This window comes from Pseudomonas synxantha (genome assembly GCF_900105675.1).
Classification (GTDB): domain Bacteria; phylum Pseudomonadota; class Gammaproteobacteria; order Pseudomonadales; family Pseudomonadaceae; genus Aquipseudomonas; species Aquipseudomonas synxantha.
Window position 1 is genome coordinate 1680835 of record NZ_LT629786.1, and the last position, 13947, is coordinate 1694781.

Annotated in this window: 11 protein-coding genes; 8 read left to right on the forward strand and 3 right to left on the reverse strand. The window is 62.6% G+C overall.

Annotation, left to right across the window (positions count from 1 at the left end; genetic code table 11):
* The first annotated feature begins 8 nt into the window (after positions 1–8).
* On the forward strand, positions 9–446 hold the full coding sequence (locus BLU48_RS08135; RefSeq protein WP_057025611.1) for a carboxymuconolactone decarboxylase family protein: 438 nt from the start codon (positions 9–11) through the stop codon (positions 444–446).
* A 19-nt stretch (positions 447–465) separates the two neighbouring features.
* On the opposite strand, the gene BLU48_RS08140 is transcribed toward BLU48_RS08135, so the two are convergent.
* Positions 466–2616 carry a TonB-dependent siderophore receptor gene (locus tag BLU48_RS08140; RefSeq protein WP_057025612.1) on the reverse strand — a complete coding sequence of 717 codons (2151 nt, stop codon included), beginning with the start codon at positions 2614–2616 and terminating at the stop codon, positions 466–468.
* 190 nt (positions 2617–2806) lie between these two features.
* Here BLU48_RS08140 and BLU48_RS08145 point away from each other — a divergent pair, with 190 nt between their 5' ends.
* Positions 2807–3586, forward strand: a complete 780-nt coding sequence (locus tag BLU48_RS08145) for an acetoin reductase (RefSeq protein WP_057025613.1) — start codon at positions 2807–2809, stop codon at positions 3584–3586.
* Between the two features lie 131 nt (positions 3587–3717).
* Here BLU48_RS08145 and BLU48_RS08150 read toward each other — a convergent pair whose 3' ends face one another.
* Positions 3718–5574, reverse strand: coding sequence for a sigma-54-dependent Fis family transcriptional regulator (locus tag BLU48_RS08150; protein ID WP_057025614.1), 1857 nt, complete (start codon positions 5572–5574; stop codon positions 3718–3720).
* A 309-nt stretch (positions 5575–5883) separates the two neighbouring features.
* Here BLU48_RS08150 and BLU48_RS08155 point away from each other — a divergent pair, with 309 nt between their 5' ends.
* The 3 genes from BLU48_RS08155 to BLU48_RS08165 are packed head-to-tail and all read left to right on the forward strand — an operon-like array spanning position 5884 to position 9007.
* Positions 5884–6861 carry a thiamine pyrophosphate-dependent dehydrogenase E1 component subunit alpha gene (locus BLU48_RS08155; RefSeq protein WP_057025615.1) on the forward strand — a complete coding sequence of 326 codons (978 nt, stop codon included), beginning with the start codon at positions 5884–5886 and terminating at the stop codon, positions 6859–6861.
* A 26-nt stretch (positions 6862–6887) separates the two neighbouring features.
* Positions 6888–7907: an alpha-ketoacid dehydrogenase subunit beta gene (locus BLU48_RS08160; protein ID WP_057025616.1), complete on the forward strand. Its 1020-nt coding sequence runs from the start codon at positions 6888–6890 to the stop codon at positions 7905–7907.
* Positions 7904–9007, forward strand: coding sequence for an acetoin dehydrogenase dihydrolipoyllysine-residue acetyltransferase subunit (locus BLU48_RS08165; protein ID WP_057025617.1), 1104 nt, complete (start codon positions 7904–7906; stop codon positions 9005–9007). The genes BLU48_RS08160 and BLU48_RS08165 overlap by 4 nt, the downstream gene beginning before the upstream one ends.
* Positions 9008–9123: 116 nt before the next feature.
* Here BLU48_RS08165 and BLU48_RS08170 read toward each other — a convergent pair whose 3' ends face one another.
* Positions 9124–10020 carry a helix-turn-helix domain-containing protein gene (locus BLU48_RS08170; protein WP_057025618.1) on the reverse strand — a complete coding sequence of 299 codons (897 nt, stop codon included), beginning with the start codon at positions 10018–10020 and terminating at the stop codon, positions 9124–9126.
* A 138-nt stretch (positions 10021–10158) separates the two neighbouring features.
* Between BLU48_RS08170 and BLU48_RS08175 the strand changes: the two genes are divergently transcribed.
* From BLU48_RS08175 to BLU48_RS08185, 3 genes are read left to right on the forward strand one after another with little or no spacing between them, the layout of a single operon-like run.
* Positions 10159–11517 carry a glutamine synthetase family protein gene (locus BLU48_RS08175; protein ID WP_057025641.1) on the forward strand — a complete coding sequence of 453 codons (1359 nt, stop codon included), beginning with the start codon at positions 10159–10161 and terminating at the stop codon, positions 11515–11517.
* Between the two features lie 25 nt (positions 11518–11542).
* Positions 11543–12631, forward strand: a complete 1089-nt coding sequence (locus tag BLU48_RS08180; protein WP_057025619.1) for a polyamine ABC transporter substrate-binding protein — start codon at positions 11543–11545, stop codon at positions 12629–12631.
* Positions 12628–13920 carry an NAD(P)/FAD-dependent oxidoreductase gene (locus BLU48_RS08185; protein ID WP_057025620.1) on the forward strand — a complete coding sequence of 431 codons (1293 nt, stop codon included), beginning with the start codon at positions 12628–12630 and terminating at the stop codon, positions 13918–13920. The genes BLU48_RS08180 and BLU48_RS08185 overlap by 4 nt, the downstream gene beginning before the upstream one ends.
* The last annotated feature ends 27 nt before the right edge of the window (positions 13921–13947 follow it).

Genomic DNA, 13947 nt, shown 5'->3' on the forward strand with positions numbered 1-13947 from the left:
GCAACACCATGCAAACCCGTACCGATTTCTACACCGCTTCCCCCGACGCCATGAAAGCCATGCTGGCGCTGGAAGCGGCGGTCGGCAAACTTTCCATCGAATTACCGCTGCTCGAACTGGTGCGCCTGCGCGTCTCGCAGATCAACGGCTGCGCGTTCTGCCTGGACATGCACACCGCCGACGCCCGCAAAGGTGGCGAAACCGAGCGGCGTTTGTACACCGTGTCGGCCTGGCGCGAGACCCCATTCTTTACCCCGCGTGAACGCGCCGCGCTGGCCTGGGCTGAAAGCCTGACCCTGCTCAGCCAGACCCACGCTCCGGATGCAGACTTCAATGCCCTGGCCGCCGAGTTCAGCCCACAGGAACAAGTCGACCTGAGCGTGGCCATCGCCACCATCAACAGCTGGAACCGCCTGGCGGTGGGCTTTCGCAAGATGCCCAAATAGCCCCTTGTAGGCGGGTGAATCAGAAATTCACCGATGCACTCAAGCGCGCCGTCAACGGCGCGCCCTGGAACAGGTAGTCATCGCCCATGTACTCGCCCGCATCGCGCCAGTAGCGCTTGTCGAACAGGTTGTCGACGCTCAGGCGAAACACCGTTTCATACCCATCGACCTTGGTGGTGTAGCGGCTGCCGAGATTGACCACTGCATAGTCGCCCACCTCCACAGTGCCGTTGCGGTTGGCCGACTTCCTGGCGCTGTATTGCACACCGCCCAGCACCGCCAGCCCATTGACCCACGGCAACGCATAGTCGGCGTACACACTGGCACGCAGCTTGGGCACATTGATCGCCTGGTGGCCTTCATAGTCCGGGGTGCCGCTGCCGCTCACCCGTGCGCGGATAGCCGCGACGCTGGTTGCGATTTGCAGGCGCTCGGTGGCCCAGCCGGTGGCGGACAGTTCCAGGCCGGTGTTTTTCTGCTCGCCCTGTTGCACATAGGTAAAGTTGCCCGCGCCATCCGGCTTGGAATACTGGTAGGCCTGACGTGTCTGGAATACGGCGGCGGCGAAACTGATGCGGCGCCAATCGTACTTCACCCCGGCTTCGATCTGCCGTGACGTAGTGGGCGCCAGGGTTTCGCTGCTGTTGGTGGCGAACCACGGCGCGGTGCCGCCCAGGGACAGGCCCTTGCTGTAGCTGGTGTAGAGCGAGATGTTCTCAATCGGCTTATAGATCAGCGAGGCCTGGGGCAGGAATACATACTGTTGGGTATGCCGTGACTCAGCGCCGTTCTTGTCGAAAGCCTTTTCATCCAGGCGCACTTCACGCCCACCGAGAATGGTTTGCCATTGCTCATTGAAGCGAATGCGGTCGGTGACGAACAGGCCGTACTGGCGGCTGTCGAGGTTGCGATGGCTATCATTGAGCGGCTTGTCGGTGGGTGGGAAGCTCGGCGCATCCTGATGGATATTGCCGCTGCCGATGTATTCATTGACCGAGTCGCGCTTGTCGACCACCCGGCGAAATGCGCTGGTGCCGAAGGTCAACTCATGACCCAGGCCAGCGGTGTCGAATAGCCCGGTCATGGCTGCCTGGATTTCATCATCGCGGCGGGTGTCGTCGGGGCTGCGATAGTCGTAGATGTCGTAGTCACCTTCGGGGCTGAAGGTGTTGGCATTGCAGTTGCTGACGTAATAGCAGCCCCAGGCAAACGAACTGTAGTCATCAATCACCACCTTGCTACGCGCCGCGCTGACAGTGCCTTTCCACTGGTCGCTGAAACGGTACTCGAACTTGCCGTTGAGGTTCAGCGAATCGATCCCCACTTGCTTGCCGCCGCTCTGATGCCCCAGCAGCCTCTTCGGTGAGGCGTCGTGGGGCACTTCGGTGCCACCCAACAGTTGGTAACCCGGCACCGAGCGCTGTTGCTTGTTCTGGTATTCGGCATCCAGTTGCAGCAGGGCGTCGGGGCTGATGTTCCAGTCCAAGGCCAGGGACACAAAATCGCGCTGGCCATTGGCGTGTTCCACATAGGAATTGAGGTCTTCATGGGCGACATTGGCGCGCAGGCCCAATTGCTGCTCGCTGCCAAACCAGCCACCGACGTCCGTGGCGATATAGCCGCTGCCGCGATCGTCGGTAGAGATGGTTACCGAGCGTACATCTTCAGGGCGCTTGGTCACGTAGTTGATCACGCCGCTGGGCTCGGAAATGCCGCTCTGCAACCCGGCCAGGCCCTTGAGCACTTCCACCTGCTGCTTGTTTTCCAGGGCGACGTTCTGCTCGCCGGTGATGGTGCGCCCATTGATCTTGTAGCTGCTGGCCGCGTTCAGCGAGAAGCCACGCACCACGAAATTTTCGTAATAGCCAATCGGCGCATAGCTGTCACCCACCGACGCATCGTTGCGCAGCACTTCACTGAGCAGGCGCGCTTGCTGGTCCTTGATCAGGGCGGCGTTGATCACCGTAATCGAGGCCGGCGTGTCCAGCAACGGTGCTTCATCGAAACCGCCCACCGAGGCAGTTTCGTTACGGTAGCCGGACTCATCCTGCCCCTGGACCTTGACCGCCGGCAGTTCAATCTCCGCGGCCAGGCTGCTGCCGATACCGCCGCTGAGCAGCAGGCCGAGAGCCAAACGTGTACTGACGACGGGACGAAAACGCAAAACCATGGGGCAGGGCCTTATAGCGCAGGGCGGGGGCGCATAAGCTAGGCATAACGGCCAGGTTTTACAAGCGTTCGGTACGCGCGCGTGTGCTGAGACACGGCGTCTCAACCCCTACGCCAAACCCCTTGCGCCTCGACAGCCCCGGCAGGCATCTGCGATAGACAAGGCTCTCTCATCCTTGCAGGAGATCGTCATGAGTATTGCTGGAAAAGTTGCGCTGGTGACCGGCGCCGGGCAGGGCATTGGCCGGGCCATCGCCCTGCGCCTGGCACAGGAGGGGGCCGACATCGCCCTGGTCGACATCAATGGTGCCAAGCTTGAAGCCGTGGCCGCAGAAGTGTTGGCCCTGGGGCGCAAGGCCTCGGTGTTTATCGCCGACGTGTCCAAGCGCGATCAGGTGGTGGCGGCAGTTGAGCATGCACACCAGACCCTTGGCGGCTTCGACATCATCGTCAATAACGCCGGTATCGCGCAGATCGACTCATTGCTGGACGTCAGCCCGGAACAGGTCGAGCGCACCCTTGGTATCAATGTGCAAGGCGTGTTATGGGGTATCCAGGCCGCCGGCAAGAAACTCAAGGCGCTCAAGCAAAAGGGCAAGATCATCAATGCCTGCTCTATCGCCGGCCATGAAGGCTTTGCGCTGCTGGGCGTGTACTCGGCCACCAAGTTCGCCGTGCGTGCCCTGACCCAGGCGGCGGCCAAGGAACTGGCAAGCGCCGGGATCACGGTCAATGCCTACTGCCCAGGCGTGGTGGGTACCGATATGTGGGTGGAGATCGACAAGCGCATGGCCGAGATTACCGGGGCCGAGGTGGGGGCGACCTACAAGAAGTACGTGGACGGAATTGCCTTGGGCCGTGCGCAAACGCCGGAGGATGTGGCTGGGTTGGTGGCCTACCTGGCCGGGCCGGATGCGGACTACATGACCGGGCAAGCGCCGTTAATCGACGGTGGCTTGGTCTACCGCTGACCTCTCAAGACCTGCCCGGTCAAATGTGGGAGGGGGCTTGCCCCCGATGGCGTCAGCCCAGCAAACATAGATGTTGGCTGACCCACTGCTATCGGGAGCAAGCCCCCTCCCACATGTTTAATTCCGTTGTGTCAGTGCTTGCGGGGCATGTCGATGCCCAGTTGGTTGACCCGGCGGTACAGGGTAGCCCGGGAAATACCCAGTGCCTGTGCCGTCGGCAACGGCTTCCAGCGGTGCCGGACCAACGCATCCAGCACCACCTGACGTTCGGGGCTCACGCTCGGTTCTGCAGCCAGCGAAACCTGTTCGCCGCGCACTTGCACCGGTAGATCCGCCAACTGGATGGTCCCGCCCTCACACACGGCACAGGCATACGCCAGTACGTGGTGCAACTGGCGCACATTGCCCGGCCAGGCATAGCCCAGCAGCCGTTCCAGTGCAGCCTGGCCGATGCCGACCGAGACGCCGCCGCGTGCTTGCTGCTCCAGCAACCGGTTGATCAGTGCCAGCTTGTCACTGCGTTCGCGCAGCGGCGGCAGGCAAAAGCGCGCGCAGCCGAGGCGGAAGTACAGGTCTTCGCGAAAGCGCCCGTCGCTGACCAGCGCGGCCAGGTCACGGTGGCTGGCGCAGATCACTTGGATGTCCACAGTGCGGCTCTTGGCCCCGCCCAGGGGCGCGACTTCGCCTTCGGCCATCACCCGCAGCAGGCGCGTCTGCAACGCCAGCGGCATATCGCCGATTTCATCGAGGAACAACGTACCGCCATCGGCCTGTACCAACAGCCCCGCCATGCCTTTGCTGGATGCACCGGTAAAAGCCCCGGCCACATAGCCGAACAGCTCGCTTTCAATCAGGTTCTCGGGGATCGCTGCGCAGTTGACCGCGACAAAGGGCCCCGTACGCCGGGCGCTGCGTTCGTGCAGTTGGCGAGCGAAAACTTCCTTGCCGGCGCCGGTTTCCCCCTGCACCAGTACCGGCAGGTTGCGGTCCTTGACGCGTACGGCCAGGCGCAGGTGTTCTTCCACCCGCGGGTCGACCTGAGCGTGCGCAACCGCTCGCGGCGGTTTGCGTCGCGGGGTATTGACCCGCACGTGCAATACGCCAGGCTCGCCCAGCCATGGCAGGTGTTGGGTCGATTGGTCCGTCACCGAGCGCAACGCATCCAGGTCGAACACTTCACCGATGTAGTCGGGCACCTGGCCGAAGCGCCGGCGCAATGCCTGGCGCGCCTTGCTGTTCAGGGCCCGTAGCCGGCCGTCCTGATCCCATGCCAGCAGCAGGTCCGGCTGGCTGTCCACATAGCCTGGTGTGCCGTGGGCCTGGAGCACCCAATGCTCGCGGGCACTGTGCATGAAGAAGGCGTTTTCGATGGCTTGCGCACTCTGCGCCACCATCTGCCGCACCAGGTGCTGGCTGCGTCGGTCATCCGGGGATTTGAGCGCCGAGGCGTCCATCACCCCCAGCAGGTTGCCCTGGGGGTCGAAGATCGGGGCGGCGGAACAGGTCAGGCCGATAAAGGCGGCACGGAAATGGTCGCGCTTGTGCACGGTCACGGCGGCTTTGCTGGTCAGCACCGTGGCCACGCCGCAGGTGCCTTCCTCGGCTTCCGACCAACAGGTGCCGAGATACAGGCCGGCTTTGCGACAGTCGCTGCGAATGGCGGTGTCCACGCGGTGGTCGAGGGTCTGGCCCTGGGCGTCGGTGAGCATCACGCAGTAGTCGGCGTGGCGCACACGGTGGTGCAGTTGCCCGACTTCTTCGCCGGCGATGCGCATGAACAGCTCAGCGCGCTCGCGGCATTCCTTGAGCAAGGGTTCGGTGAGAATGCGCGGCCCCTGCAGCGACCCGGGGTCGAGGTGGTATTGCTCCATGGAACGGCGCCATGAATCGAAAATCAGCGCCGGCACCGGCGCCTGGGGCAGTCGATCGGCATTTCGGACCACGCGACTGACGCAGTCGACGTGTTCTCTGGAGTTCGCGGCGAGCATAAGGCCTCCGGTTCTCGATCCTTGTTGTTATGCCCGCCATTAAGCGCCCATGGGCGCCGACCGACAAGGTTGGCCTGACCAACAGCCAGCGCTGAGACGCAGCGTCTCAGCCCGCCTGAGACGGAGCCTGCACAGTGCAATGGCGGGTCTCATTCTGCGCTGGCATGGCGCAGCGGCACAACCGTTCGGCACTGCTCTGGGTCAAGGCTTTGCCGGTTTTTCGTGGGCCTTGGCACAGCCTGTGCTCAAGCGCTTACAGCTGGCCGCAGCCAGCCTTTTGTGTGTCGAGACAACCTGGAGAACAACAAGATGTCCACTCACCTGTCCACCGATCAATTGCTGCATGCCTACACGGTGATGCGCACCATTCGTGACTTCGAAGAACGCCTGCATGTGGAATTCGCCACCGGCGAGATCCCTGGTTTCGTGCACCTGTATGCCGGCCAGGAAGCCAGCGCTGCCGGGGTCATGGCGCACCTCAACGATGAAGACTGCATCGCCTCCAACCACCGTGGTCACGGCCATTGCATCGCCAAGGGCGTGGATGTGTTCGGCATGATGGCCGAGATCTACGGCAAGAAAACCGGCGTGTGCGGCGGCAAGGGCGGCTCCATGCATATTGCCGACCAAGAGAAGGGCATGCTCGGCGCCAACGGCATTGTCGGTGCCGGTGCGCCGTTGGCGGCAGGCGCTGCGCTGGCCTCCAAGCTCAAGGGCAGCCAGGGCGTGGCCGTGGCGTTCTTCGGCGACGGCGGCTCCAACGAGGGCGCGGTGTTCGAGGCGATGAACCTGGCGTCGATCATGAAGCTGCCGTGCCTGTTCGTCGCCGAGAACAACGGCTATGCCGAGGCCACCGGTTCCGGCTGGTCGGTGGCGTGCAAGGACATTGCCGAGCGGGCAGTGGGCTTTGGCATGCCGGGGGTGATTGTCGATGGCAATGATTTCTTCGCGGTGTACGCGGCGCTGGGCGTGGCGGTGGAGCGCGCACGGCAGGGCGAAGGGCCGACTTTGGTGGAAGTGAAGCTCAGCCGCTTCTATGGCCACTTCGAAGGCGATGCACAAACCTACCGGGGCCCGGATGAAGTCAAGAACCTGCGCGAATCCCACGACTGCCTCGCCCTGTTCCGCCAGCGCTGCAATGCCGAAGGCTGGCTCGATGCCGCGCAGTTCGAACGTATCGACGGCGAGGTCGCGCAATTGATCGACGACGCGGTGCGCCTGGCCAAGTCCGATCCCAAGCCCCAGGCCGCCGACCTGCTCAGTGATGTCTACGTCGCTTACCGCTAATAACAACAACAGGTGGAAAAAATCCCATGGCTCGCAAAATCAGCTATCAGCAGGCAATCAACGAAGCCCTGGCCCAGGAAATGCGCCGGGACCAGAGCGTGTTCATTATTGGCCAGGATGTGTCCGGCGGCACCGGTTCGCCCGGCGAGCAGGACGCCTGGGGTGGTGTGCTGGGGGTGACCAAAGGTCTTTACCCTGAGTTCCCGGAGCGCGTACTCGACGCGCCGTTGTCCGAAGTCGGCTATGTCGGCATGGCCGTCGGCGCCGCCACTCGTGGCATGCGGCCGGTGTGCGAGTTGATGTTTGTCGACTTTATCGGCTGCTGCCTAGACCAGTTGCTCAACCAGGCCGCCAAGTTTCGCTACATGTTCGGCGGCAAGACCACCACGCCGCTGGTAGTGCGTGCCATGTACGGCGCCGGCCTGCGCGCGGCCGCCCAGCATTCGCAGATGCTCACCTCGATGTGGACGCACATTCCCGGCCTCAAGGTGGTGTGCCCGGCTACGCCGTATGACGCCAAGGGGATGTTGATCCAGGCGATCCGCGACAATGACCCGGTGATCTTCCTCGAACACAAGATGCTCTACAGCCTGCAAGGCGAAGTGCCGGAAGAGCTCTACACCGTGCCGTTCGGCGAGGCCAATTTTGTGCGCGAAGGTCGCGATGTGACCCTGGTGACCTACGGGCGCATGGTGCACGTCGCCCTGGAAGCCGCCGCCAACCTGGCGCGTCAGGGCATCGACTGCGAGGTGCTGGACCTGCGTACCACCAGCCCGCTGGACGAAGACAGCATCCTTGAGAGTGTGGAAAAAACCGGGCGCCTGGTGGTGATCGACGAGTCCAACCCGCGTTGTTCCATCGCCACCGACATCAGTGCGTTGGTGGCCCAGCAAGGCTTTTCTTTCCTGCGTGCGCCGATCGAGATGGTCACTGCGCCGCACACACCGGTGCCGTTTTCCGATGCGCTGGAAGACCTGTACATCCCCAACGCGACGAAGATCGAGGCCGCGGTGCTGAAGATCGCCGACAGGAGGAATGCCGCATGATCCATACCTTGACCATGCCCAAGTGGGGGCTGTCGATGACCGAAGGCCGCATTGATGTCTGGCTCAAGCAGCCCGGCGACCGGGTGGAGAAGGGCGAGGAGGTGTTGGACGTGGAAACCGACAAGATCTCCAGCAGTGTCGAAGCGCCGTTCAGCGGTGTATTGCGCCGAGTGCTGGCGCTGAGCGACGAGACCTTGCCGGTGGGCGCGCTGCTGGGGATCGTGGTGGAAGGTGAGGCCAGCGAGGCGCAGATCGATGCGGTGATCGAAAGCTTCAACGCCGGCTTTGTCTCCAGCCGCACCGAAGCCGAAGCCTGCGGGCCGAGTGCGCAGAAGATCGAGGTGGGCGGGCGCCTGTTGCGCTATCTCGACCTGGGCGAAGGCGCTACACCGCTGGTGCTGGTGCATGGTTTTGGCGGCGACTTGAACAACTGGCTGTTCAACCAACCGGCCCTGGCCGCCGAACGCCGGGTGATCGCCCTGGACCTGCCAGGGCATGGCGAGTCGGGCAAGGCCCTGCAAACGGGGGACGCCGAGGAACTGAGCCAGGCGGTGCTGGCCTTGCTCGATCACCTGCAGCTCGACCGCGTGCACCTGGCCGGGCACTCCATGGGCGGGCTGGTCAGCCTGACGGTCGCGCGCCAGGCACCCGCGCGCGTTGCCTCACTGACCCTGATCGCCAGCGCCGGGCTGGGGGCGGCTATCAATGGCGATTACCTGCACGGTTTTACCGAGGCCAACAACCGTAATGCGCTCAAGCCGCAACTGGTGCAACTGTTCAGCGACCCGGCGCTGGTGACGCGGCAGATGCTGGAGGACATGCTCAAGTTCAAGCGCTTGGAAGGCGTGGATCAGGCCTTGAAGCGACTCAATGCGCAGTTGTTTGACGGCGGGCGCCAGCGCGTGGATTTGCGCAACGTGGTGGGGCAGCAACCGAGCCTGGTGATCTGGGGCAGTGACGATGCAATCATCCCGGCCGACCATGCCCAGGGCCTGGAGGCCCAGGTGGAGATCCTGCCGGGCCAGGGGCATATGGTGCAGTTGGAAGCGGCGGAACAGGTCAACCAGCTGATTGCAACCTTCCTCAAATTCCAGCCTTGAAATGCGATCCCCTGTGGGAGGGGGCTTGCTCCCGATAGCGGTGGGTCAGTCTCAGTATCAGGTGACTGATCTACCGCCATCGGGAGCAAGCCCCCTCCCACATTGTTGACTGCATTTCAAAGTGAGCGCTTGAGGGTTTCGCTGGGCAGTTCCTTAAACAATCCTCGATAGCTGTTAGAGAACCGCCCCAAATGCCAGAACGACCAGTTCATCGCCACTTCGGCAACCGTCGTGTTCGTCGCGCTCAACAGCTCCCGCCGCGCCCCATTCAAGCGGCGCAACCTTAACCACTGCGCCGGGCTCATCCCGGTATAGGTCTTGAAACCTTGCTGCAATTGGCGCAACGGCACGCCGGCAATCTGCGCCAGTTCCAGCAGGTTGACGCTTTCATCCGGCGCATCCGCCGCCCATTCGCCGATGCGCACCATCAACCGGCGTGCTTCGCTGCGCTTTTGTAATGAGTCGCGGTCCAGGCACACGCAGGCGTTGTCGAGGATAAACAGGCAGTCGTCGAGCAGTTGCTGGGTAAGGGCATCGCGGCTGATGGGGTCGGTCAGTGCCGACAAACGTGTCAGCGTGCCACTGAGCCAGCGGGTGAACAGCGCGTTCTGCTGGCACCTCAGCGGAGCCATGAACAACCCTTCAAGTTTTGCTACGTCCAACCCATGGCGCTGTACAAACTGCGGGCCGAACACCACCGCCACTTCACGGTAGTTTTCCGGGGTGATCCAGGTGTTGCGGCTTTCGCCATTGAGCATATACAGGCTGTTGTCGCTGCCGTCGAAACAGAACGCCAGGGCCCCGGGTGGTGCATTGAAATGCTGTTCCACGCGGGTGTTCATGCACTCCTCGTATACCTGCACGCCTTGCAGGTCGAGGTAGCGTACCCGCCCGGCAAAATGCCCGGGGGACATCTGCTGGTACTGCTGCACCCAACCGGGTGTCGCACTGCATTGGGCGGCTACATCGCCGGTAGCGAAGGCCTGTACGCGCAAAGCGGTTGCCTGTGTCATGGGTGATCCGTGCGCACTCTATTGGTGCGTTGTGCTGCGTGCAAAGTGGATAGATGCGGTTTGAAGGCTGGCCCAAGATAGACCTCAATGCGCCGCAAGTACAAGCCGGCGTCGCATCCCACCCAAGACGAGGTCCTTATGAACGCCCCCTTCGATCAGCTCTCCACCTGGCTGAAAGAACACAAGATTACCGAAGTCGAATGCGTGATCAGTGATTTGACTGGCATCGCGCGCGGCAAGATTGCACCCACCAACAAGTTCCTGCATGAGCGAGGCATGCGCCTGCCGGAAAGTGTGTTGCTGCAAACGGTAACCGGGGACTTTGTCGACGACGATATCTACTACGACCTGCTCGACCCGGCCGATATCGACATGATCTGCCGCCCGGTGGCCAACGCCACCTACATGGTGCCCTGGGCCATCGAGCCCACGGCCATCGTGATTCACGACACCTTCGACAAACAGGGCAACCCCATCGAACTGTCGCCGCGCAACGTGCTCAAGAAAGTCTTGCAGCTCTACACCGACCAGGGCTGGCAGCCGATTGTCGCGCCGGAAATGGAGTTCTACCTGACCCAGCGCTGCGAAGACCCGGACCTGCCGTTGAAGACGCCTATCGGCCGCTCCGGGCGTGCCGAAACCGGGCGCCAATCGTTTTCCATCGACGCCGCCAACGAATTCGACCCGCTGTTCGAAGGCGTCTATGACTGGTGCGAAGCCCAGGGCCTGGACCTCGACACGCTGATCCACGAAGACGGCCCGGCGCAGATGGAAATCAACTTTCGCCACGGCGATGCCCTGGACCTCGCCGACCAGATCACCGTATTCAAGCGCACCTTGCGTGAGGCCGCGCTCAAGCACAACGTCGCCGCGACCTTCATGGCCAAGCCGGTGGCCGATGAACCGGGCAGTGCCATGCACCTGCACCAGAGCGTGGTGGAGATCGCCACCGGCAAGCCAGTGTTCGTCGATGCCGACGGCCGCATGACCCCCTTGTTTTTGCATCACATCGGCGGCTTGCAGAAGTACATCCCCAAGCTGCTGCCGATGTTTGCGCCCAACGTCAACTCGTTCCGCCGCTTCCTGCCGGACACTTCGGCGCCGGTCAACGTCGAGTGGGGCGAAGAGAACCGCACCGTTGGCCTGCGTGTGCCCACCTCCAGCCCGGAGGCGATGCGTGTGGAAAACCGCTTGCCGGGCGCCGATGCCAACCCGTACCTGGCGATTGCCGCCAGCCTGCTGTGTGGCTACCTGGGCATGATCGAGCAGATCGAACCCAGTGCGCCGGTGGAAGGCCGCGCCTATGAACGGCGCAACCTGCGCTTGCCGTTCACCCTTGAGGATGCGCTGGCACGCATGGAGGACTGCGACACGGTCAAGCAGTACCTGGGAGAGAAATTCGTGCGCGGCTACGTCGCGGTCAAGCGCGCCGAGCACGAGAATTTCAAGCGGGTGATCAGTTCCTGGGAGCGTGAGTTCCTGCTATTGAGTGTCTAAAAACAATCATAAAAGGGGTGTCGATATGCGTCTTGTGAACAAGCTTCTCCCGTTGGCCCTGGTGGCGGCATTCAGCAGTGCCGGTCAGGCCGCGCCGACGGTCAGCGTCTATAACTGGACTGATTACATTGGCGAGACCACCCTGGCGGATTTCCAGGCGAAAACCGGGATCAAGGTGATCTACGATGTGTTCGACTCCAATGAAACCCTGGAGGGCAAGTTGCTTGCCGGGCGTACCGGTTATGACGTGGTGGTGCCGTCCAACCATTTCCTGGCGCGCCAGGTGAAGGCCGGCGCGTTCCTCAAGCTCGACCGTGCGCAGTTGCCCAACTTCAAGAACCTCGACCCCAAACTGCTCAAGTTGCTGGAGCAGAACGACCCGGGTAACGCCCACTCGGTGCCGTACCTGTGGGGCACCAATGGCATCGGCTACAACGTCGACAAGGTCAAGCAGGTGCTGGGCATCGACCATATCGATTCGTGGGCGGTGCTGTTCGAACCCGAGAACATCAAGAAGCTCAACCAGTGCGGCGTGGCCTTCCTCGACTCGGCGGACGAACTGTTCCCGGCGATCCTTAACTACATGGGCAAGGACCCACGCAGCGAGAACCCCGAGGACTACAAGCAAGCCGAGGCCAAGTTGCTGACGTTGCGGCCGTACGTTACCTATTTCCATTCCTCCAAATACATTTCGGACCTGGCCAACGGCGATATTTGCGTCGCGTTCGGCTATTCCGGCGATGTATTCCAGGCCGCCAACCGCGCCAAGGAAGCCAAGAACGGGGTGAACATTGCCTACTCGATTCCCAAGGAAGGCTCCAACCTGTGGTTCGACCTGCTGGCGATCCCGGCAGACGCCACCAACCCCAAGCAGGCCCACGCCTTTATCAACTACCTGCTCGACCCCGAAGTGATCGCCAAGGTCAGCGCCTCGGTGGGCTACGCCAACGCCAACCCGGCGGCGAAGCCGTTCATGGCCCCTGAACTGGTGGACAACCCTGAGGTGTACCCGCCCCAGGCAGTGCTCGACAAACTCTATATTTCCACCACGCCGACCCCGGCAACCATGCGCCTGATGACCCGCGCCTGGAGCAAAGTGAAGACCAACAAATGATGCTGTCCCATGACCACGCCCAGTCCTATTATCGCGCCTCGGCCCACGCATTGCCTGAGCGTGCCGCCCTGGGTACAGACCTGAGCGCCGATGTGTGTGTGATCGGCGGCGGTTTTACCGGCGTCAACACCGCCATCGAACTGGCCCAGCGCGGGCTCTCGGTGATCCTGCTGGAGGCTCGGCGCATTGGCTGGGGTGCCAGTGGGCGCAACGGCGGGCAGTTGATCCGTGGCATCGGCCATGATGTCTCGGGGTTTGCCAAATACGTGGGTGAGGAGGGCGTGCGTTACCTGGAGCGGGCCGGCATCGACTCGGTGGCGTTGGTGGGCCAGCGCATTGTCGAGCATGGCATCGATTGCGACCTGCGCTGGGGCTTCTGTGAGCTGGCCAACACCCCGGCGCAGTTTGCGGCGTTCAAGGGCGAACAGGCACATTTGGCGGCCATGGGGTACGCCCATGAAACGCGACTGGTCGGCCCCCAGAACATGGCGCACGTGGTGGGCTCGACGGTGTATGCCGGCGGCCTGGTCGACATGGGCTCAGGACATCTGCACCCGCTCAACCTGGTGCTGGGCGAGGCCCAGGTGGCCGAGGCCCTTGGCGTGAAAATCTTCGAGCACACGCAAGTGCTGGAACTGATCCATGGCGACACCGTGCAGGTGCGCTGCGCCGCGGGCACTGTGCGCGCCGCCCAACTGGTGCTGGCGTGTAATGCGCATTTGGAAGACCTGGAACCGCGTTTGAGCGGCAAGGTGCTGCCGGCCGGCAGTTACATCATTGCTACCGAGCCGCTGCCTGAACGCGTGGCGCAACAGTTGATCCCACAGAACCTGGCGCTGTGCGACCAGAAAGTCGGCCTGGATTACTACCGGCTTTCCGCTGACCGACGCCTGTTGTTCGGCGGCGCCTGCCATTACTCGGGGCGCGACCCCCAGGACATCGCCGCGTATATGCGCCCGAAAATGCTCAAGGTGTTCCCGCAACTGGCCAACACCGCCATCGAGTTCCAGTGGGGCGGCAAGATCGGCATCACCGCCAACCGCTTTCCCCAGGTCGGACGGTTGCAGCAGTACCCGAATGTGTTCTATGCCCAGGGCTATTCCGGCCATGGCCTCAACGTCACGCACTGGTGCGCACGGCTGCTGGCCGAAGCAATTCACGCCGGCGGCAGCCGTGGCCTGGATATCTTCAGCCAGGTGCCGCACATGACCTTCCCGGGCGGCAAGGCACTGCGCTCGCCGCTGCTGGCGCTGGGCATGTTGTGGTATCGGTTGCGCGAGATGCTCTGACCCCAGGCGGTGTTTAAAGGGGCGGGG

Bases quoted from the DNA above. Each gene is read 5' to 3' on its own strand.
- BLU48_RS08135 (WP_057025611.1), top strand. From the start codon at position 9: ATGCAAACCCGTACCGATTTCTACACCGCTTCCCCCGACGCCATGAAA.
- BLU48_RS08140 (WP_057025612.1), bottom strand. From the start codon at position 2,616: ATGGTTTTGCGTTTTCGTCCCGTCGTCAGTACACGTTTGGCTCTCGGC.
- BLU48_RS08145 (WP_057025613.1), top strand. From the start codon at position 2,807: ATGAGTATTGCTGGAAAAGTTGCGCTGGTGACCGGCGCCGGGCAGGGC.
- BLU48_RS08150 (WP_057025614.1), bottom strand. From the start codon at position 5,574: ATGCTCGCCGCGAACTCCAGAGAACACGTCGACTGCGTCAGTCGCGTG.
- BLU48_RS08155 (WP_057025615.1), top strand. From the start codon at position 5,884: ATGTCCACTCACCTGTCCACCGATCAATTGCTGCATGCCTACACGGTG.
- BLU48_RS08160 (WP_057025616.1), top strand. From the start codon at position 6,888: ATGGCTCGCAAAATCAGCTATCAGCAGGCAATCAACGAAGCCCTGGCC.
- BLU48_RS08165 (WP_057025617.1), top strand. From the start codon at position 7,904: ATGATCCATACCTTGACCATGCCCAAGTGGGGGCTGTCGATGACCGAA.
- BLU48_RS08170 (WP_057025618.1), bottom strand. From the start codon at position 10,020: ATGACACAGGCAACCGCTTTGCGCGTACAGGCCTTCGCTACCGGCGAT.
- BLU48_RS08175 (WP_057025641.1), top strand. From the start codon at position 10,159: ATGAACGCCCCCTTCGATCAGCTCTCCACCTGGCTGAAAGAACACAAG.
- BLU48_RS08180 (WP_057025619.1), top strand. From the start codon at position 11,543: ATGCGTCTTGTGAACAAGCTTCTCCCGTTGGCCCTGGTGGCGGCATTC.
- BLU48_RS08185 (WP_057025620.1), top strand. From the start codon at position 12,628: ATGATGCTGTCCCATGACCACGCCCAGTCCTATTATCGCGCCTCGGCC.